General features: G+C 62.4%; 19 protein-coding genes and 1 pseudogene. 11 read left to right on the forward strand and 9 right to left on the reverse strand.

Features of this window, described 5'->3' with window-relative positions; translation table 11 throughout:
* Nucleotides 1–67 precede the first annotated feature (67 nt).
* Nucleotides 68–1,627, reverse strand: a complete 1,560-nt coding sequence (locus P3T23_RS41505) for a S53 family peptidase (RefSeq protein WP_429321865.1) — start codon at nucleotides 1,625–1,627, stop codon at nucleotides 68–70.
* Between the two features lie 308 nt (nucleotides 1,628–1,935).
* Here P3T23_RS41505 and P3T23_RS41510 point away from each other — a divergent pair, with 308 nt between their 5' ends.
* Nucleotides 1,936–2,451: a DUF1993 domain-containing protein gene (locus P3T23_RS41510; protein ID WP_429321866.1), complete on the forward strand. Its 516-nt coding sequence runs from the start codon at nucleotides 1,936–1,938 to the stop codon at nucleotides 2,449–2,451.
* 97 nt (nucleotides 2,452–2,548) lie between these two features.
* Here the strand turns inward: P3T23_RS41510 and P3T23_RS41515 are convergent, their stop codons facing one another.
* Nucleotides 2,549–2,869 carry a YnfA family protein gene (locus P3T23_RS41515; protein ID WP_133664740.1) on the reverse strand — a complete coding sequence of 107 codons (321 nt, stop codon included), beginning with the start codon at nucleotides 2,867–2,869 and terminating at the stop codon, nucleotides 2,549–2,551.
* A gap of 150 nt (nucleotides 2,870–3,019) precedes the next feature.
* On the opposite strand from P3T23_RS41515, the gene P3T23_RS41520 reads away from it, so the two are divergent.
* Nucleotides 3,020–3,193 carry a DUF1289 domain-containing protein gene (locus P3T23_RS41520; RefSeq protein WP_429321867.1) on the forward strand — a complete coding sequence of 58 codons (174 nt, stop codon included), beginning with the start codon at nucleotides 3,020–3,022 and terminating at the stop codon, nucleotides 3,191–3,193.
* Nucleotides 3,194–3,221: 28 nt separating this feature from the next.
* On the opposite strand, the gene P3T23_RS41525 is transcribed toward P3T23_RS41520, so the two are convergent.
* A complete protein-coding gene (locus P3T23_RS41525; protein ID WP_429321868.1) occupies nucleotides 3,222–3,851 on the reverse strand; it encodes a LysE family translocator in 630 nt (209 codons plus the stop codon).
* A 134-nt stretch (nucleotides 3,852–3,985) separates the two neighbouring features.
* On the opposite strand from P3T23_RS41525, the gene P3T23_RS41530 reads away from it, so the two are divergent.
* From P3T23_RS41530 to P3T23_RS41545, 4 genes are all read left to right on the forward strand, one after another.
* Nucleotides 3,986–4,453 carry an Lrp/AsnC family transcriptional regulator gene (locus P3T23_RS41530; protein ID WP_429321869.1) on the forward strand — a complete coding sequence of 156 codons (468 nt, stop codon included), beginning with the start codon at nucleotides 3,986–3,988 and terminating at the stop codon, nucleotides 4,451–4,453.
* Nucleotides 4,454–4,540: 87 nt separating this feature from the next.
* Nucleotides 4,541–4,774, forward strand: a complete 234-nt coding sequence (locus P3T23_RS41535; protein ID WP_429321870.1) for a hypothetical protein — start codon at nucleotides 4,541–4,543, stop codon at nucleotides 4,772–4,774.
* Nucleotides 4,775–5,288: 514 nt separating this feature from the next.
* Complete coding sequence (gene poxB, locus P3T23_RS41540) at nucleotides 5,289–7,010, forward strand: ubiquinone-dependent pyruvate dehydrogenase (protein ID WP_429321871.1); 1,722 nt, start codon at nucleotides 5,289–5,291, stop codon at nucleotides 7,008–7,010.
* 99 nt (nucleotides 7,011–7,109) lie between these two features.
* Complete coding sequence (locus P3T23_RS41545) at nucleotides 7,110–7,847, forward strand: SAM hydrolase/SAM-dependent halogenase family protein (protein ID WP_429321872.1); 738 nt, start codon at nucleotides 7,110–7,112, stop codon at nucleotides 7,845–7,847.
* 55 nt (nucleotides 7,848–7,902) lie between these two features.
* On the opposite strand, the pseudogene P3T23_RS41550 reads toward P3T23_RS41545, so the two are convergent.
* Both P3T23_RS41550 and P3T23_RS41555 read right to left on the reverse strand, forming a co-directional pair.
* A pseudogene (locus P3T23_RS41550) lies at nucleotides 7,903–8,028 on the reverse strand (S-(hydroxymethyl)glutathione dehydrogenase); the annotation flags it as partial.
* Between the two features lie 21 nt (nucleotides 8,029–8,049).
* On the reverse strand, nucleotides 8,050–9,114 hold the full coding sequence (locus P3T23_RS41555; RefSeq protein WP_429321873.1) for a Gfo/Idh/MocA family protein: 1,065 nt from the start codon (nucleotides 9,112–9,114) through the stop codon (nucleotides 8,050–8,052).
* Nucleotides 9,115–9,204: 90 nt separating this feature from the next.
* Between P3T23_RS41555 and P3T23_RS41560 the strand changes: the two genes are divergently transcribed.
* A complete protein-coding gene (locus P3T23_RS41560) occupies nucleotides 9,205–10,161 on the forward strand; it encodes a LysR family transcriptional regulator (protein WP_429321874.1) in 957 nt (318 codons plus the stop codon).
* 86 nt (nucleotides 10,162–10,247) lie between these two features.
* Here the strand turns inward: P3T23_RS41560 and P3T23_RS41565 are convergent, their stop codons facing one another.
* Genes P3T23_RS41565 through P3T23_RS41575 form a run of 3 tightly spaced genes read right to left on the reverse strand, consistent with a single transcriptional unit; the run spans nucleotide 10,248 to nucleotide 12,665 of the window.
* Nucleotides 10,248–10,955, reverse strand: a complete 708-nt coding sequence (locus tag P3T23_RS41565; protein ID WP_429321875.1) for an SDR family NAD(P)-dependent oxidoreductase — start codon at nucleotides 10,953–10,955, stop codon at nucleotides 10,248–10,250.
* Nucleotides 10,956–10,979: 24 nt separating this feature from the next.
* The gene (locus tag P3T23_RS41570; RefSeq protein WP_429321876.1) at nucleotides 10,980–12,197 is read right to left on the reverse strand and encodes a polysaccharide pyruvyl transferase family protein; all 1,218 of its coding nucleotides are present in this window, start codon (nucleotides 12,195–12,197) and stop codon (nucleotides 10,980–10,982) included.
* A 36-nt stretch (nucleotides 12,198–12,233) separates the two neighbouring features.
* Nucleotides 12,234–12,665 carry an Lrp/AsnC family transcriptional regulator gene (locus tag P3T23_RS41575; RefSeq protein ID WP_429321877.1) on the reverse strand — a complete coding sequence of 144 codons (432 nt, stop codon included), beginning with the start codon at nucleotides 12,663–12,665 and terminating at the stop codon, nucleotides 12,234–12,236.
* A 223-nt stretch (nucleotides 12,666–12,888) separates the two neighbouring features.
* Here P3T23_RS41575 and P3T23_RS41580 point away from each other — a divergent pair, with 223 nt between their 5' ends.
* The 3 genes from P3T23_RS41580 to P3T23_RS41590 all read left to right on the forward strand — a co-directional run bounded on the left by P3T23_RS41580 (nucleotide 12,889) and on the right by P3T23_RS41590 (nucleotide 15,732).
* Entirely contained in the window at nucleotides 12,889–13,965 is a 1,077-nt protein-coding gene (locus P3T23_RS41580; protein ID WP_429321878.1) for an ornithine cyclodeaminase, read from the forward strand.
* A gap of 50 nt (nucleotides 13,966–14,015) precedes the next feature.
* Entirely contained in the window at nucleotides 14,016–14,972 is a 957-nt protein-coding gene (gene ctlX / locus P3T23_RS41585) for a citrulline utilization hydrolase CtlX (protein ID WP_429321879.1), read from the forward strand.
* 136 nt (nucleotides 14,973–15,108) lie between these two features.
* Entirely contained in the window at nucleotides 15,109–15,732 is a 624-nt protein-coding gene (locus tag P3T23_RS41590; protein ID WP_429321880.1) for an ABC transporter ATP-binding protein, read from the forward strand.
* On the opposite strand, the gene P3T23_RS41595 is transcribed toward P3T23_RS41590, so the two are convergent.
* Nucleotides 15,729–16,001 (reverse strand): hypothetical protein, encoded by a 273-nt coding sequence (locus P3T23_RS41595; protein ID WP_429321881.1) that lies wholly within the window; start codon nucleotides 15,999–16,001, stop codon nucleotides 15,729–15,731. The genes P3T23_RS41590 and P3T23_RS41595 overlap by 4 nt on opposite strands.
* A 284-nt stretch (nucleotides 16,002–16,285) precedes the next feature.
* Between P3T23_RS41595 and P3T23_RS41600 the strand changes: the two genes are divergently transcribed.
* Nucleotides 16,286–16,588: an ArsR/SmtB family transcription factor gene (locus tag P3T23_RS41600; RefSeq protein WP_429321893.1), complete on the forward strand. Its 303-nt coding sequence runs from the start codon at nucleotides 16,286–16,288 to the stop codon at nucleotides 16,586–16,588.
* Nucleotides 16,589–16,684 lie beyond the last annotated feature (96 nt).

Genomic DNA, 16,684 nt, shown 5'->3' on the forward strand with positions numbered 1-16,684 from the left:
GTCGTGCAAGGTCCTGCTCACATCGATGCGTGCCCCGGACACATATTCCGGCCGCACACTCGCCGAACTATAGTGCCGCCGCCACTTTCTGACCATTGGGACTGCCGAGCCCCGTGCACGCATCCCAGCCCGGCGTCGCGGCAAAACTGCCGTTGTTGCCCTGCGTGATGTCGTTGCATACGCCCCTGGCCTGATACAGCTTGGGATTCACAAAACCGACCGACTCGCCCTTTGCCGCATTGATGCGGGCGATGAGCGCGGCCCACAAAGGTGCCACCGCACTCGTTCCGCCCACGACGGTCACGCTGCCGTCGATGAGCACGTCGTAGCCTGTGGCGGGCGAAGCGTCACCGGCCACATCGGGGACGCCGCGCCCTGCCAGCGCCTTGCTGCCCCCTTGCGTGCCCGTCGCGGACAGGCCGTTTTGCCACGCCGGCACAGGAAACGCGGTACTTACGCCCCCGCCGCCCGCCCCCCCGTCCTGCCCGTCGTTCCACACGACCTCGCGCGCAATCGACTGCCCCGAAGCCTGCAGATTCGTGCCGCCGCAGGCGAGCACATAGGGGCTCGAAGCAGGAAAGTCGACGTGATCGCTACCGTCGCTCACGCCGTCGCTCGAACCGCTATCGCCCGCTGCCGCGCACACCGTCACGCCCAACGCCGCAGCTGCCTGCAAGACGCTGTTGAATGCATTCAGCGACTGCGCGGTCCAGATCGTTTCCGGCCCGCCCCAACTGATGGAGATCACCGACGGCTTGTTTGTCGTGTCGTGCACGGCGCGGCTCACGGCATCGATGAAGCCGGCGTCGCTATTTGAAGTGAAGTAGACCGCGATCGTTGCGCCGGGCGCGATCGCTCCCGCGATTTCGATATCAAGCGTGACTTCGCCGTCCGGCCCGTTTGGATCGCCGCTCGGCGCATTGCTGCCCTGATCGACGCCCACCGACACGACCTTGGGCACCGGCACGCCGAGGTCCGAGAAATACGTGTTGAGATCGGAGTTCTGGAAGCCGCCGCCAAGCTCGATGATGCCGATGCACTGACCTGTGCCGTCACCCGGCGGGAAGTTGTACAGCGACGCGAGCTGCAGCGGAGTAAAGGTTGCCTGCTGAGCCTTCGCCGGCACAAACGGCGGCCGGATGCGAAAGTGAGGGCGCGCCTGCGGGCGATTGTCGAGCCCGAGCACGGCGGTGACCACGCCGTGCAGTTCGTCCGGAACGCAGATCGACCCCGTGCGCCCACGATACTGCCCCAGCGAATGATGGACATAGCGCTGAAGCTGGACGTCGAAGGCGGTCTGGAACTGCGCGATCGTGCCGCTCAGCACGACAGTACCCGCCGCAGCGTCCTCGCGTACGACCGACAGGCCATGTTGCGCGGCGAAGGTCTTCAGCTTTGCGACATCATCGGGCGCGGCGCCAAACTCTTTGGCGAACTGTTCCCGCGATACCGGTTGCCCCTTCGGGTCGCCCGACTCGATCTTTTTCATCAGTGCCTGAAACTGCTGCTCGCCCTGACGACGCAGCATCACCACTACCTCGATGGTCTCTGCCGGGTTGCAGCTGCCGACCACTTTCGAGCCCGACTGCACTGCCCGCTCGCTTCCCGCCAGTGGATGTTTTGCCATGGTATCGACTCCCCCTCCGTGCACAGCGCGAGCGCCGTGCGTTGACCCTCGGACCAGCAGACCGTTCGACGACCTGCCTCGAAACCCGCATAGGGTCTTTGTTTCAAGGATTGTGCTGAACCGTCGGACAAGTCCATTCGAACACAGTTCCAGCCTGAGCGATACCTGGCCGTACGGCCGATTCCCGCCGGCTTGCGAAGCCGCTACGATGTGTCCTGTCGCGCTATGATTGCGCGGCGCGCTACCCGGCTCGCCCGTTACTCGCGTGCAGTAAGTGCGCCCGATTGAAGAATTCGAGGAACCTTCCCATGTCCATTTCCATGTATCAGGCATCGGTGCCCGTGCTCGTGCGCGGTCTCACCAATCTCAAGACGTTCCTTGGCAAGGCGCAGGCCCATGCCGCCGAAAAGCAGATCGAGCCATCCGTGTTCATTGGTGCACGGCTCTTTCCCGACATGCTGCCGCTCAACCGCCAGGTGTATATCGCGACCGACACGGCCAAAGGTTGTGCTGCCCGCCTCGCCGGCGTCGAAGCGCCGAAGTACGACGATGTCGAAGTCACGTTCGACGAACTCGACGCCCGTATCCAGAAGACGATTGTTTACCTGAACGAGTTCAAGCCGGAACAGATCGACGGGTCTGAAGAACGCCAGGTGACGCTGAAGATGCGTACCGGCCCGGTCGAGTTCACGGGCATCGCCTATCTGCTGCATTTCGCCTTGCCCAATTTCTTCTTCCACACCACGACGGCTTACGACATCCTGCGTCACAACGGCGTGGAACTGGGCAAGCTCGACTTTCTTGGACGCGGCACCAGCAACTGATCAGCCCGGCGCGGCGTCGCTTCGGCGGCGCCGGTGTGGCGACGGTCATCGCGTGTCGCCGGTCGCCTCGTGTCGCGGGCTACCGGCTGCACGCCATTCAAATGCGAGGCTGGAACGCGATGATGCTCATGCCCGCAAGCGTCACAACAGCGCCAGCGAGATCCCATAAGGTGGGGCGCACCTGCTCGACGCCCCACAGCCACAGAATCGCCACTGCCACGTATACGCCGCCGTAGGCCGCATAGACACGGCCCGCAGCCGTGCCATGCAATGTCAGCAGCCACGCGAACAGTGCCAGGCTGAGCGCGCCGGGAACCAGCAGCCACGGTGAGCCGCCCTCTTTCAGCCAGCGCCAGGGTAGATAGCAGCCCACGATCTCCGCGATCGCAGTGATGGCATAGAGGAGGAAGGTTTTCATCGAATGGACAGGTGCGGGAAAGTTGAGTCAGTCGCGTGACGACGGCACGCTGCGTGCCGCCGTCGATGGCCTTTATTAACACAATCATTTTGCCCGACGCGACTCCCGCGCGCGACAGTGTTCCCGTCCCAACTCTGTATCGATTACGCCATGAGCATCAAATCACTTTGCATCGACATCTGCCGGTTCGACTCGAGAGCAGGCTTGTGCATTGACTGCCCGCGCACCCACGGCGAATGCAAGGGATGGAAGAAAATGAAAGACAGGCATCGTCGGAAGGTGATCGAGGACCGGTCGTATTGCGAAAGCCGGCTGAATAAATAGCCGCCCTGCAGCCCGCATCGTTGGGCGTCTAGTCGAACGACAGGCGCAGCGCAAAACCGATCAGTGCGGCGGAAAACGTCCAGCGTTGCACAGTCTGCGCGAGCGGATGCGTCCTCATCCAGTTTGCGATGCGCGCGGCACCGATCGCGTAAACCGCGTCGAAACACGCGCCCACAATCAGCAAAACGACACCCAGTTCCACTACCTGCATGACGACCGCGCCTTCCTGCGGCCGGACGAATTGCGGCAGCAGCACGGAGCAGAACAGCAACGCCTTTGGGTTCAGCAGATTGGTGAGCAGCCCCTTGATGAACGCGGCCCGCAACGGACGCGGGTCCGCCGCCGCTGCGCCTGCGGAAGGCAGCGCAAAAACCGGCGAGCGAAAAATCTGCACGGCGATCCAAGCGAGATAGACCGCGCCGCCGTAACGCACCACGTCGTAAAGCCACGGCGCACTGCGCAGCAGAGCGGCAACGCCGCACGCGGAGAGTGTCACGTGTGTCGCGCGGGCGACGGCCAGGCCGCCAGCGGCAGCGAAGCCGCTACGTACGCCGCGCCCGATGCTCGTCTGCATGACGAGCGCCATGTCCGGTCCGGGCACTGCGTAGACCACCACCAGCGCGGCGATATAAACGATCAGAAGATGAGTGGAAATCATGTTGGTCTCGCGTTCTCAAGGCCTCTATCTTGCTATCTTCATGCGAGCGATTTCTGGCGTTTTTCCTGTCAAGCGATCTTTTTGCTGGTGCAATACGCTATGCTAGGTCGATTCCAGAGCGCTATCCCCTCACCATGACCAACGACCTCGACAAAGTCGACCGGGCCATCCTGGCCGCCCTGCAAAACGACGGCCGCATGTCCAACGCAAGGCTCGCCGAAACCGTCGGCCTGAGCGAAACGCCCTGCGCGCGCCGCCTCAAACGTCTGGAAAGCGACGGATACATCGAACGCTACCGCGCGATGCTGTCGCGCTCCGCACTTGGGCTCGGCGTCGTTGCCTTCGTCCATGTCCGTTTCGCCGTCCATGACCGTGCTGTCGCGACGCGCTTCGAGCGCGAGGTGCTGGCGATCCCCCGTATCCTGTCGTGCCACAACGTGTCGGGCAGCGCGGATTACGTGCTGCAGATCGTCGCGCGCGATCTCGACGACTACGGTACGTTCATGCGCGATGAGTTGCGCAGTTTGCCTGGCGTGACTTCGGTTGAGTCGTCGTTGTCGCTGCGCGAGGTCAAGGCGAATGGCGGTCTGCCGCTGCCATGACTGGCCGGATGGCGGGCTGGCGCTGCGCGACTCGTGGCATAGTGAGCGGCGACACGGCGCACTTGCCGGATGAACGATGGAGTTGGAATGAACCACGAACAGGCGCGAGCCGAAGAAACCCGCGCGATGGAGCGCGTGCTCACAGCCACGAAGCAGGTGCAGACGGCCTTTGCCGCCCTGCAGTCACAATTCCCGCCCGCGGGAACCGGACGGCCTTCGCAGATCGCGTTACAGACATTCGATGCCGCATTGCAGGAACTCGAAGAGGCCCAGGCCGCGTTCGACGAAATCCTCGGCGATCTGCTTGACGGCAATCGCTGAACGGACTATCTGCCCCACCTCCTGCCGAACCGTCTTTGCGTCGTATGACGGCGTACACCTTTCGCTGCCGCGCCGCGCCTCCCAACTCGGAGGTGCGACCGGCGATTGACCGTTAGTTGCGTTTTTCGGAAACTGTCTCACTCGTGCGCCGCCTGTAGAACTGCTGGATACTGCGTCTTCAGGGAAAAAGTCAGTCGTGGCAGCCACGATCACCAGGATCCTGCGGCGTGCGCGCCGGCAGGCCCGCCGCACAGCAGCGATGCGAAGCTTCGACGTGCCGCCTGGTTTGTTGCGCTCTGGTTTCCCGGCATGGCTCGCGCTGCCTGCTGGCGCTCCCTTCAAAATACCGATGCGCCTTGCCATGCACCAGCTGGTGCGACTGCGAGGGCGCCGGGAGTCATACAGGCCAGCACGTTCCGGGTCGATGCCCGCCGTTGGCTGGCTTGTTGCGGTTGGGTTCCGGCCATCGCCGGATTTGATACTGGCAGTATCTTTTCCTGTTCAGGAGCGCAACATGGGCAAGCAGACGATCGCAGACTATCTGGCCAGAACACTCGCGGCCGCAGGCGTCGAACGAATCTGGGGCGTGACGGGCGACAGCCTGAACGGGCTGGCGTTCAGCCTGGGCCAGGTCGGCTCGATACGCTGGATGCACACCCGTCACGAGGAAGTCGCCGCGTTCGCCGCCGGCGCCGAAGCAGCGTCGACCGGAAAGCTCGCCGTATGCGCGGGCAGCTGCGGTCCGGGCAACCTTCATCTGATCAACGGTCTCTTCGATTGCCATCGCAATCATCAGCCCGTGCTGGCGATTGCCGCGCACATTCCGTCGACGGAGATTGGGCTCGGCTACTTTCAGGAAACGCATCCGCAGGAGCTTTTCAGGGAGTGCAGCTATTTTGCCGAGCTGGTGTCGAACGCCTCGCAGTTTCCGCGAGTCCTCGCACGCGCGATGCGCACGGCCATCGAAGAGCGCGGCGTCGCCGTCATCGTGCTGCCCGGAGATGTCGCGCTAAGCGATGGCCCGGAAGAGCCCGCGACCTGGACCACCTCCGCCCCGCCGTCGATTGTCCCGGCCGACGCGGATCTAGACCGGCTGGCCGAACTGCTCAATACGTCGGAAGCGGTCACGCTGTTGTGCGGAAGCGGTACGCAAGGCGCGCATGACGAAGTTGTTGCGCTGGCCGATACGCTTGGCGCGCCCGTGGTCCATGCGCTGCGCGGCAAGCAGTTCGTCGAATGGGACAACCCCTTTGACGTCGGTATGACCGGGCTGATCGGTTTCAGCTCCGGTTATCACGCCATGGAATCGTGCGACACGCTGCTCATGCTGGGCACGGACTTTCCGTATCGCCCGTTCTATCCCGGCAACGCGAAGATTGCGCAGATCGACTGGAAGGGTTCGCAACTCGGCCATCGGGCGCCGCTTACGCTAGGGCTCGTGGGAACGGTCAAGGATACGCTCAGGGCGGTGCTGCCTCGCCTGCAGCGCAAGAATGAGCGCAGGTTTCTGGAGAACGCGCTCAAGCACTATGTGTCCGCCAGAAAAGGACTGGACGACCTCGCCACGCCGTCCGATCCGGGCAGGCCGATTCATCCGCAATATCTCGCCAGGATGATCGATGAAGCGGCGAGCGACGATGCGATCTTCACCGCCGATGTCGGCACGCCGACGGTCTGGGCCGCCCGCTACCTCACGATGAACGGCAGGCGCCAGTTGCACGGCTCGTTCAATCACGGGTCGATGGCCAACGCAATGCCACAGGCGCTCGGCGCGCAGGGCGCCAATCGTGGCAGGCAGGTGATTTCCCTGTCCGGCGACGGCGGGCTGTCGATGCTGCTCGGCGACCTCCTGACGGCGCGGCAACTCGAACTGCCGATCAAGGTGGTTGTGTTCAACAACAGCCTGCTTGGATTCGTTTCGATGGAGCTCAAGGCTGGGGGGTATCTCGACACCAATGTCGATCTGAGCAAGACGGATTTCGCCGCGATCGCCAAGGGCGCGGGGATTTTCAGCGTCAGGGTCGAGGAATCGGAAAACCTTCCGGAGGCGTTGGAAGCGGCCTTTTCACATCAGGGTCCCGCACTCGTCGATGTGGTGACAGCGAAGCACGAACTCGCGATGCCGCCCAAAATCGAGTTGTCGCATGCGCGGGGATTCAGCCTGTATATGCTGCGCGCGATCCTGAACGGGCGCGGCGACGAAATCGTCGACCTTGCCAGGACGAACCTGCGCTAGCGGTCGATGCGTAGTCAGCCTGACATGCGGGCTGCTTTAAACGGGCCGGGACTGGGGAATTCTGCCGGTCCCGGCTCACCGTAGCTCGGAGGCGATGCAATGATCGCGCTGTTTACTGACTTTGGAGCCGACGACATCTATGTCGGACAGTTGAAGGTTGCCTTGCTGCGGCACACGCTAGCCGGCACCCCCCTCATCGATGCGTTGCACACTGCCCCGAATTACGGGGCGCGCGCAGGAGCGCATCTGCTTGCCGCGCTTCGAAGCTGGTACTTGCCGGATACGGTCTTTCTGGCCGTGGTCGACCCTGGCGTGGGCAGCGAGCGCGACGCGGCCGTGCTGCAAGCCGACGGACAGTGGTTCGTGGGACCGGACAACGGTTTGCTCTCTGTCGTGGCGGCACGCGCGGCGCGAACCCGAAGCTGGCGTATTACATGGCGTCCCGCGATGCTCTCCGCCTCGTTCCATGGCCGGGACCTGTTCGCCCCGATGGCAGCCTGGCTCAGCCGTGGCGACCTGCCGTCCGACAAGCTGGATGAGACCGCAGGCTTGAGTGTTCAACTCGGCGGGGACGACCTCGCGGAGGTCATCTATATCGATCACTACGGCAATGTGCTGACCGGGCTGCGTGCAGGCACCGTTGCAAGAAGCGCCCGCCTCGTCATCCCGGCCGGAGATGTCGCCTATGCGCGGGTCTTTTCCGACGCCCAGGTCGGCCAGGCCTTCTGGTATGAAAACTCGATCGGGCTCGTGGAAATTGCGGTGAATTGCGGCAGCGCTGCGGCGCAGCTTGGCGTGCGCGTCGGGGATCTGGTTCAAGTGACCGGAGGTCAGTGAGCCAGCATCCGGAGATGCCAGCAAACTGACAGCCGTCAGTGCATCAGCACGCTCATCAGTACAAGACCACCGAGCGGATCGACTCGCCCTTCTTCATCAGATCGAAGCCCTCGTTGATGCGTCCGAGCGGCAGACGGTGCGTGATCAGATCGTCGATGTTGATCTTGCCTTCCATGTACCAGTAGGTCGCACACCGATGTGTTCAGACAGTGGCGCTCGCGCGTCCCATATTGACGGTTGCGCCGGTGCGGGTCGCTTCGGCGATCGCCTCGATGATGCGCAGGTTTTGCAGACCGTCGTAGACCGAGACGAGCGGCTGGGCGGCTCCCGCGATCACGTCGCAGAAATGCGCCAGCTGCCGCTCGAGCGGGTCTGCGCGCTCGATATCGGCCACGACTGTTTCAAACGGCTTCCACCACGAGCGGTCTTCCTTGCGTGCGTAGGTCTTGAGGCGCATCGTCGGCACGGACAGCGAACCCATGTCGCCGGCGATGACGTAGCAGTCTTCGTCGCCATAGCTCGGATAGCTCCTGTTTTCCTGCGACGTCTGTTCCCAGCTGCGCGCCGAACCTGCGGTGTCGGAAAGAAGGAATGTGCCGAGCGCGCCGTTTTCGAAACGCAGGTTGATGGCGACCGTGTCCTCGACCGGAAACCTCCGGGTCGCATTCGACGACAGCGCCTGCACGGCGACGATCTCGCCGCACAGCGAACGCAGATTGCCGATCTCGTGAATCATGTTGATGAGGATCGGGCCTCCGCCTGCCTCACGCCGCCACGGCGCGTTGTCGAAGTAATCGTCCGGTTTGTAGAAAACGGCGCTGCCCATCACACCGACGAGCTTGCCGATCTTCCCCTGCTGAATGATTTCGCGCGCCTTCGCGAGGATCGGGCTGTGCGCGCGATGATGTCCGACGAGCAGCGGCACAGTGGCGCGCTCAGACGCGGCCCGCAGGCGCTCGCCCGCTTCCAGCGTGTGGGCGACCGGCTTTTCGATCAGCGCCGGCACGCCGGCGGCGATGCACTCCAGCGCCTGCCCGACATGCAACTGGTTCGGCGTGGCAAGCACCACGCCATCGGGACGGCTCTTTTCGAAGAGTTCGCCGAGCGATCCGAAGAGCGGAACGTCGGCGTTTTCGGCGACTTCGGCGGCGGCGGGACCCGGGTCGACGATGGCTGTCAACTGACAGCGGTCGCTCTCCTGAATCAATTCGATGTGGCGTCGGCCGATGAGGCCCGCGCCGGCAACGGCAAGCTGGATTTGTCTCATGATTGATCTGTTTTCGGCCGCGCAGGGATTGGACGGCACCGCGAATTGAGGCTAGATTACTCTTGCCAATGACCAATACAATGCATCCAGATGGAAACTCATCATGCGCTATCAGCCAATAATGACGGCTTCCTGCGCGACCTCCAGTTGTTCTGCACGGTGGCCCGCCGCTCGAGCTTCATCACCGCCTCAACCGAGATGGGCATTTCGCCTTCTCATGTCAGCAAGCGTATTGCGATGCTTGAGAAGAGTCTCGGCGTGAAGCTCTTTCTGCGCACGACTCGCCGCGTGAGCGTGACGAGCGACGGCGAAGCGGCATTCCAGTGGGCGCAAAAAATTCTCGAAGACGTGCAGGGAATGGCCGACGCTTTCGCCGGCCTGAAGACCGACCCAGGCGGCCTGATCCGCATCAGTACGAGCCTGCGGCTGGGCCGCAAACACGTCTCTCCGGTCCTGTCATTGCTGAAGAAACGTTACACCGGCCTCGAAGTCTGGCTTGAACTGCTCGACCGGCGCGTCGATCTGGTCGGCGAAAGTTTTGACATCGACATTCGGGTCGGCGATGTTCAGGAGCCGCACCTGATCGCCCAGAAGATCGTCGATAGCGTGCGCATCCTGTGCGCGGCACCGGCTTATCTCCAACGGGCGGGCACGCCTCGCTCTCTGTCTGATCTCGCCCAGCACGATTGCCTGCTCTTTCGTGAACGTGACCAGCGCTTCGGTGTCTGGCGTCTGACCGGGCCCGACGGAGAAGAGTCGGTCAAGGTCACCGGCCCCATCGCATCGAATGACAGCGACATCGTGCGACAGTGGGCGCTCGAGGGTTACGGCGTGATCATGGCATCGATATGGGATGTCGCATCGAGTCTCGAGTCGGGCGCGCTCGTGCGTGTGCTGTCCAACCATCAACAACCCGCTGATGTCTGGGCTGTTACGTCAGCGCGTGCATCGTCGTCGGCGAAAATTCGTGTCTGTGTGGAGTTCTTGAAGGAGCAGTTGACGAGCGGGCCGTTCGCGTTGATTACGCAGGGTGTCGGCGATCATTGATGCATATCCGACAATTCCAGCTGCGCGCCGGGCTTGAGGAATGAGAAGTGAGATGTCGGGCCACCTGAAGCACCTGCCCTCGCACGTCAGACGCGGCCCGTGACAGGGATCAACGCGCCGGTAATCGCCTGCGCATCTTCCGACAGCAGGAACGCGATTACCGTACCGATCTGCACTGGCGTGACCCAGCGGCTGAAATCGGCATCGGGCATATCGGCGCGGTTCTGCCTCGTATCGATGATGCTGGGCAAAATGGCGTTGACCGTCACCCCTTTGTCCTTTAGCTCTTCGGCGAGCGCCTCGGTCAGGCGTGCCACGCCCGCTTTCGACGCCGAATAGGCGCCCATGCCGGCACCCGCCTTCAGCGCCGCGCCCGCGCTGATATTGACGATCCGCCCGGCGTCGCTCGCGACCAGATGGCGAATCGCCGCCTTCGATGCGTTCAGCGCCGTCTTCACGTTCACCTGAAACATCAGATCCCATGTGTCGACGCTACCGTCCGCCACGGTCTCCCAGCGGAACCCACCGGCGACGTTGACGAGCGCGTCCAGTCCACCGTGCCGCGCGGCGATCGTATCGATTGCTTCCTGCGCTGGTGCCGGTTCGCCCAGATCAACTCCGCCAAGCAGAAAAGCGTCGGCAAGTTGCGACGGCAGCGTATCAGCATCGGGCGCCCGTCCCCGACCGATCAGCGCAACCCGGGCGCCTCGCTCCGCGAGCACCTGGGCTGCCACCAGACCGAGGCTGCCGAAGGCGCCCGTGACGGCTACTATCTTCCCATTCACATTGTTCATCGCGTTTTTTCTCCTGGTGGCTCATCAGCACAGCTTCGCACGGATCGGATCGAACCCCTGGCGGTATCGAGTTACCAACTCTTCAGCGGTGTGTTGAAGCTGTGCTCTATCGACCGCCAATGCATCGCAAATGCCTTCCGCGATTCTCAGCACTTCAACGGCTGTCGGCACCCCTGCTTCTTCCCAGGTCGTGGCGAAAGCAGTCTGCTTCGTCGAGTGGCTGGTTCGTGCCGGATGGCACAGATTGACGCGTGGCAGCTCGAACGCCATGGCGACGATTCTGCCATGCAGACTGCTTCCGCAATAGACGCGGCTGTGCGCGATCACAGCGCAGATGTCCCAGATATTCAGCGAGCTGAATATCTTCGCGGACGGGACACGCATGCGTGCAAGGACGCGTCGGTAGCACTGCAGATCGTCATGCCAGGGCGCTGCGCCGGCGCGGAAAAACACTACGCCGAGCCCGCTCGAAGTGGCAATCCGGTCAAGCTGGGCAGCGATTTCACACAGCGTTTCGTCATCGCCGAAGTCGGCACTGAACTGCACGGCGATGTACCGCTTGGGGAACGCATCAAGAATCCGCGAGATCGCGCTGTGCGCCGCACACTGGCGAATCCTCCTGCCGAACAACTCCGCCACCATGACGGCGGGATCGGGGATAAGCCGTGTCGCGAGACCCGATGCGTCCAGTAGCGCCTTTGTCTGTCTGTCTCGCGTGCTGATGTCATCGGCCGCTTTGAGTTTTGCCAGGACCTCGGCACGCATCGCCGGTTCACGTTGATCGAGGTCGACGCCGCCAACCGCGTTATAGAACACCTGGACCGCCTGCGGAAACGATTCCCTTGCCAGGGTATAAGGCGCCCATGCAGCGACCCCAAGCCTCGCGCGTGCCCATGCAAGGCCGCCTTGCCGCCAGTCGACGAGGCTCGCAATCGCTTCCTGCATCTTTTCCGGTCGCGACAGCATGACCGCTGCTTCCCATGCGTCACAGGTAAGGAGTTCGCCCCCTGCGTGGATGACGTTCACAGGACGGTCGCGCAACGATGCGGCAACCTGAGCCAATGCGCGGACCTTGTGGCCGCCATGGGCGCGCAGATCTCGTCCCGCGAGGCCTGCAAGCAGCAGATCGCTACCTGACAGCATGCGCGCCATAACGTGCGGGAAAAGGAGGTCCCCAAAGTTGTGGCGATCGAAGGCGCCAAACAGTACGGTGGGAATGCCGGCTGATACATCAGGTTGCATTAGACGAACCCCGGACGGCCCTCATGACTGCGGCCATCACGTCTTGTGCGTGGACAGGAGGATATTCGTTTCCGTGTTCGCAATACCGTCGATCATACGGATCGCCCCCAGCACCCGGTCAAAACTCTCCAGCGTATCGGCCCGCAGTTCCGCGATGAGATCCCACCGTCCGTTCGTGCTGTGAATCGTCGTGACGTTGGGATGTCCTCTTAACGAGCGGATCACTTCAGCCGCCCGGTTGCCGTCCACGGCGATCGTCATCACGGCCCGGATTCGATGCGTCTCCGCGGCGGGTTTGAGACGGACCGTATAACCTGCGATCACGCCGTTTGTTTCGAGACGCGCGATGCGGTTCTGAACCGTCGCGCGCGCAATGCGCAACTGTTTTGCCAATGTCACCACAGGCAGGCGAGCGTTGTCGCGCAGCAGGGCGATCAGTTGGCGGTCGACGTCGTCGAGCGTAATCATGGTCGATTCGTGCAGGTTGAGCGTTGAAGGACATGGTCTGGCGGCTGTCGTTATCTCTCAGTCCTTGCCGCATCGGAACATGCAAAATGCCATCCAGAACTAGCATTCTGCTATCGAAAATGACAATTTTGCAACCTTTGCTGGCTTTTTGTTGGCTGCATCAAGGGGAATAATCATTCCATCGCTCCACTGCAGGAGCCGCTACAACAATGGAGATATGGCAATGACCCGCTTTCTGGATGTACCCGCCGCCTGCCGACTGGTCGCAGACATAGGCGTCCCGCGCTTTCTGGGCGAACTCGCCGACACGATCCGGGCCGACTACCTGCGATGGCCGGACTTCGATAAATCTCCACGCCTCGCGTGCCACTCGCGCGTGGGTGTGATCGAGTTGATGCCAGTCGCAGATTCGAAGCTGTTCGCCTTCAAGTATGTGAACGGTCATCCGATCAACGCCGAGCGCGGCATACACACCGTGATGGCCTTCGGCGCCCTTGCGGAAGTCGATACCGGATATCCCCTCTTCCTCTCGGAACTGACGCTGACCACCGCACTGCGAACTGCCGCAACGTCCGCCCTGGTCGCCCAGGTCCTCGCCCGACCGGACGCCCGCAAAATGGCGTTGATCGGCAACGGCGCACAAAGCGAATTTCAGGCGCTCGCGTTTCACACACTGCTTGGCATCGACGAAATCCGCGTCTTCGATGTCGATCCGCAAGCAACCGGCAAGCTGATCGGCAATCTCTCAGGCTACCCGGCGTTGCGTATCGTGCGCGCCGAGTCGACGGCCGATGCGGTGCGCGGCGCCGACATCGTGACCACGGTCACGGCGGACAAGGCCTATGCCACGATCATCACGGCCGACATGATCGAGCCTGGCATGCACGTCAACGCGGTGGGCGGCGATTGTCCAGGCAAGACGGAACTCCACGCCGACGTGCTTCGCCTCGCGCGCGTGATCGTCGAGTACGAGCCGCAGACGCGCATCGAAGGCGACATCCAGCAGTTGCCGGACGACTTCCCGGTCATCGAACTCTGGCGCGTACTGCGCGGCGAAGTCGTGGGCAGGGAGCGCGCTGATCAGGTTACCGTGTTCGATTCGGTCGGCTTTGCGCTCGAGGACTATTCCGCGCTGCGGCACCTCTACGCACTGGCGCAGAGTCGCAACGCCGGCATTGACGTCGCGCTGATTCCTCCGGCTGTGGATCCCAAGAACCTGTTCGGCGAACTGGCGCTGCAACGCGGCGACGCAACAGCCACGCTGGCCGGCACTTACGGCTCCGTGATGTACAGCCGATGACTCCGGCAAGCCATCGATAGCCTGTCACATACTCTATCTACCCTATCGTCATGAGCCTTGTTTCGATTCAGGCGCCGGGCGCCGTCGTCATGATCCGGCCGCATCGTTTCCATCCCAATCCGGAAACCGCGGCAGACAACGCATTCCAGCGCGCAGACGCAGCGGAAAACCTCGACTCACGCGCCGCCCTGGCCGCCGCGGCGCGCGACGAAGTCACCGGCGCGGCCGCGGCACTGGAAGCGGCGGGCGTGCGCGTGCATGTTTTCGACGATCGCGGCGAGAACCACACGCCGGATTCGGTGTTCCCGAACAACTGGTTTTCAACCCATGCGGGCGGGCATGTGGCGCTTTATCCGATGCACTGCCCCAATCGGCGGCGCGAGCGTCGGATGGACGTTGTCGAGATGCTCAAGGCGCAATACCGCGTGCAGGACGTGATCGACTACTCGGGGCTGGAGTATGACGGCGTCTTCCTTGAAGGTACCGGCGCCATGGTGCTCGACCATGCGGATCGGGTCGCCTACACCGCGCGTTCGCGCCGCGCCGATCCCGTGGCGCTCGAACGGTTCTGCACGCACTTCAACTTCGAGCCGATGTGCTTCGACACATCCGATGCTGCAGGCCGTGCGGTCTATCACACCAACGTGATGATGAGCGTCGCGACTGAGTTCGCGATGGTCGGCCTCGATCTCATCCAGGACGACGGGCGTCGTGACGAGGTCCGCAGGCGCCTGCAGGAAAGCGGGCGCATCGTGATCGCACTCGATCAGGCGCAGATCGCCGACTTCGCAGGCAATGCGCTGGAGCTTTCCGGAGCGGATGGCCGCGTGCTCGCCTTGTCCGAACGTGCTGCCGCCAGTCTCACGCAGCAGCAACGTGCGCTGATCGAGCGCTCCGCAAGGCTACTGCCATTGCGGGTGCCTACGATCGAAATGGCCGGCGGTTCCGTGCGCTGCATGCTGGCCGGCATTCATCTCGCGCGACGGTCGTCCGGAAGCACTGCGTGACGGGTGGTGCAGCCTGCGCTGCTACACTTGGCACAACCTTGTTCCCACGGAATCCGCGCTGGCTGGCACGATGCAGACCGCAATCCGGCTCGCCGTCGCGTAGTCGCAGATCTTCCTCTGAGAAACTCCACGATAAATGCTTCGATTCGAGAACCTTTGCAAGTGCTACGACGAGCGCGTCATCTTTCAGGGACTGCATTACAGCGCCGGTGCGGGATGCGTCGCGCTGATCGATGAAAACGGCAGCGGCCGATCCACGTTGCTCGGCATCCTTGCCGGTACGATCGACGCCGACGAAGGCGAGGTGTGGCTTGGTGGGCATTCGCTGCGTACCGCGCCGCTCGAGGCGAAATCCGTGCTCGCGTACGTGCCCGACGACTGTATGACCTATCCGCTCCAGACCGGTCGCGAGTTTCTCGAACGGGTGGCATCGAGCAGAAACACGGCGCTCGACTCGCGCACGCTCGACCTCGCCCACCGCTTCGGCCTCGAACCGCATCTCGAGAAACGCTTCGAGCAAATGTCGCTCGGCACGCGAAAGAAGATATTCCTGACGGCGGCGGCGCTGGGCGAGACCGCCGTTGTTATCGCGGATGAACCGGGCGGCGGGCTCGACGCCGCCGCACGCGCTGTCCTGATCGATCTGTTCAGGACGTTGGCAAAGGACCGCACGGTTTTTTTCGCGAGCCATGACATGGCGCTTACGCGGGGTTGCGATGCGAAAACGCTCAGTTTCGCCGACCTGGGTATGAGTGCCTAAGACGCAAGCCGGGAACGGCGCATAGCGAGAACGATGTCTAGTTGTCGATAACCCAAAGGTCGCATTGCTACGCTGCCGACCACCTCGCCGTTGCTCCACGCAAGAAAAACGTTGCCTTTGGGTGCCGCATATTTGCCCGGAAGGCTTGCCAGCTCCGCGTCAAAGTCCTGAAAATCCAGATCGATCCCCAGGCTATCTGCATACTCACGAAAGATGGTGCGAACAAGTTCAACATGCTCGGGAAATTGAGCGGCGCGGATCTCTGTCATCGATAACCTCTTGAGCATTGCTGACTTCACGTTGCGTAGCCGGGCTTCTGCAGTGCCGAACAGGAGCCAGCGGCTTCGCCTCTACATCAGCCGTCACCGTACCGTATCGTGAGTACAAAGGTGCAGACTTTTTTGTCCCCCGCAGATCGGTCCGCGCAAGTGCTGCTTCCCGTGTTCTGAGCGCTATCGCCCCTTAAGTCAGCAGGGGCTTTTAATATATCGTATAATTACGATATAAGATTCGTCCCGTAGCGATGCATCTCATGAAAACCCGGTCTACCGCGATGAAGATTGATATCGACGCGATCCACAAGGCGCTTGCCAATCCTGTGCGCCGCGAGATTCTCGGCTGGCTGAAGGACCCGCACGTGCACTTTGCGGACCAGGAGTTGCCGTTCGACCACGGTGTGTGCGCAGGCAAGTTCGAAGGCCGCTGCGGACTATCGCAGTCGACGGTCTCCGCGCATCTGGCCGCGCTGCAGCGTGCTGGCCTGGTGACGTCGAAGCGCGTCGGTCAATGGGTGTTCTTCAAGCGCAATGAAGCCGTCATTCAGGCCTTCGTCGAACACATGAACAAGGACCTCTGACCGGGTCCGACCGTGCCTGACCGGCCGGGTCAAGCTGCATCGCCACGCATTCCTTTATCACGCTATTTCATAGCCGAGGCCTCACGGCCCGCCAGC

Source organism: Paraburkholderia sp. GAS448 (assembly GCF_050435685.1).
GTDB lineage: Bacteria > Pseudomonadota > Gammaproteobacteria > Burkholderiales > Burkholderiaceae > Paraburkholderia.

Excerpts from the sequence above, each read along its gene's own strand:
- P3T23_RS41545 (WP_429321872.1), top strand. The coding sequence starts at position 7,110 with ATGATCGCGCTGTTTACTGACTTTGGAGCCGACGACATCTATGTCGGA.
- P3T23_RS41560 (WP_429321874.1), top strand. The coding sequence starts at position 9,205 with ATGGAAACTCATCATGCGCTATCAGCCAATAATGACGGCTTCCTGCGC.
- P3T23_RS41565 (WP_429321875.1), bottom strand. The coding sequence starts at position 10,955 with ATGAACAATGTGAATGGGAAGATAGTAGCCGTCACGGGCGCCTTCGGC.
- P3T23_RS41595 (WP_429321881.1), bottom strand. The coding sequence starts at position 16,001 with ATGACAGAGATCCGCGCCGCTCAATTTCCCGAGCATGTTGAACTTGTT.
- P3T23_RS41555 (WP_429321873.1), bottom strand. The coding sequence starts at position 9,114 with ATGAGACAAATCCAGCTTGCCGTTGCCGGCGCGGGCCTCATCGGCCGA.
- P3T23_RS41510 (WP_429321866.1), top strand. The coding sequence starts at position 1,936 with ATGTCCATTTCCATGTATCAGGCATCGGTGCCCGTGCTCGTGCGCGGT.
- P3T23_RS41515 (WP_133664740.1), bottom strand. The coding sequence starts at position 2,869 with ATGAAAACCTTCCTCCTCTATGCCATCACTGCGATCGCGGAGATCGTG.
- P3T23_RS41535 (WP_429321870.1), top strand. The coding sequence starts at position 4,541 with ATGAACCACGAACAGGCGCGAGCCGAAGAAACCCGCGCGATGGAGCGC.
- P3T23_RS41590 (WP_429321880.1), top strand. The coding sequence starts at position 15,109 with ATGCTTCGATTCGAGAACCTTTGCAAGTGCTACGACGAGCGCGTCATC.
- P3T23_RS41570 (WP_429321876.1), bottom strand. The coding sequence starts at position 12,197 with ATGCAACCTGATGTATCAGCCGGCATTCCCACCGTACTGTTTGGCGCC.
- P3T23_RS41525 (WP_429321868.1), bottom strand. The coding sequence starts at position 3,851 with ATGATTTCCACTCATCTTCTGATCGTTTATATCGCCGCGCTGGTGGTG.
- P3T23_RS41580 (WP_429321878.1), top strand. The coding sequence starts at position 12,889 with ATGACCCGCTTTCTGGATGTACCCGCCGCCTGCCGACTGGTCGCAGAC.
- P3T23_RS41505 (WP_429321865.1), bottom strand. The coding sequence starts at position 1,627 with ATGGCAAAACATCCACTGGCGGGAAGCGAGCGGGCAGTGCAGTCGGGC.
- poxB (WP_429321871.1), top strand. The coding sequence starts at position 5,289 with ATGGGCAAGCAGACGATCGCAGACTATCTGGCCAGAACACTCGCGGCC.
- P3T23_RS41530 (WP_429321869.1), top strand. The coding sequence starts at position 3,986 with ATGACCAACGACCTCGACAAAGTCGACCGGGCCATCCTGGCCGCCCTG.
- P3T23_RS41575 (WP_429321877.1), bottom strand. The coding sequence starts at position 12,665 with ATGATTACGCTCGACGACGTCGACCGCCAACTGATCGCCCTGCTGCGC.
- P3T23_RS41600 (WP_429321893.1), top strand. The coding sequence starts at position 16,286 with ATGAAGATTGATATCGACGCGATCCACAAGGCGCTTGCCAATCCTGTG.
- ctlX (WP_429321879.1), top strand. The coding sequence starts at position 14,016 with ATGAGCCTTGTTTCGATTCAGGCGCCGGGCGCCGTCGTCATGATCCGG.
- P3T23_RS41520 (WP_429321867.1), top strand. The coding sequence starts at position 3,020 with ATGAGCATCAAATCACTTTGCATCGACATCTGCCGGTTCGACTCGAGA.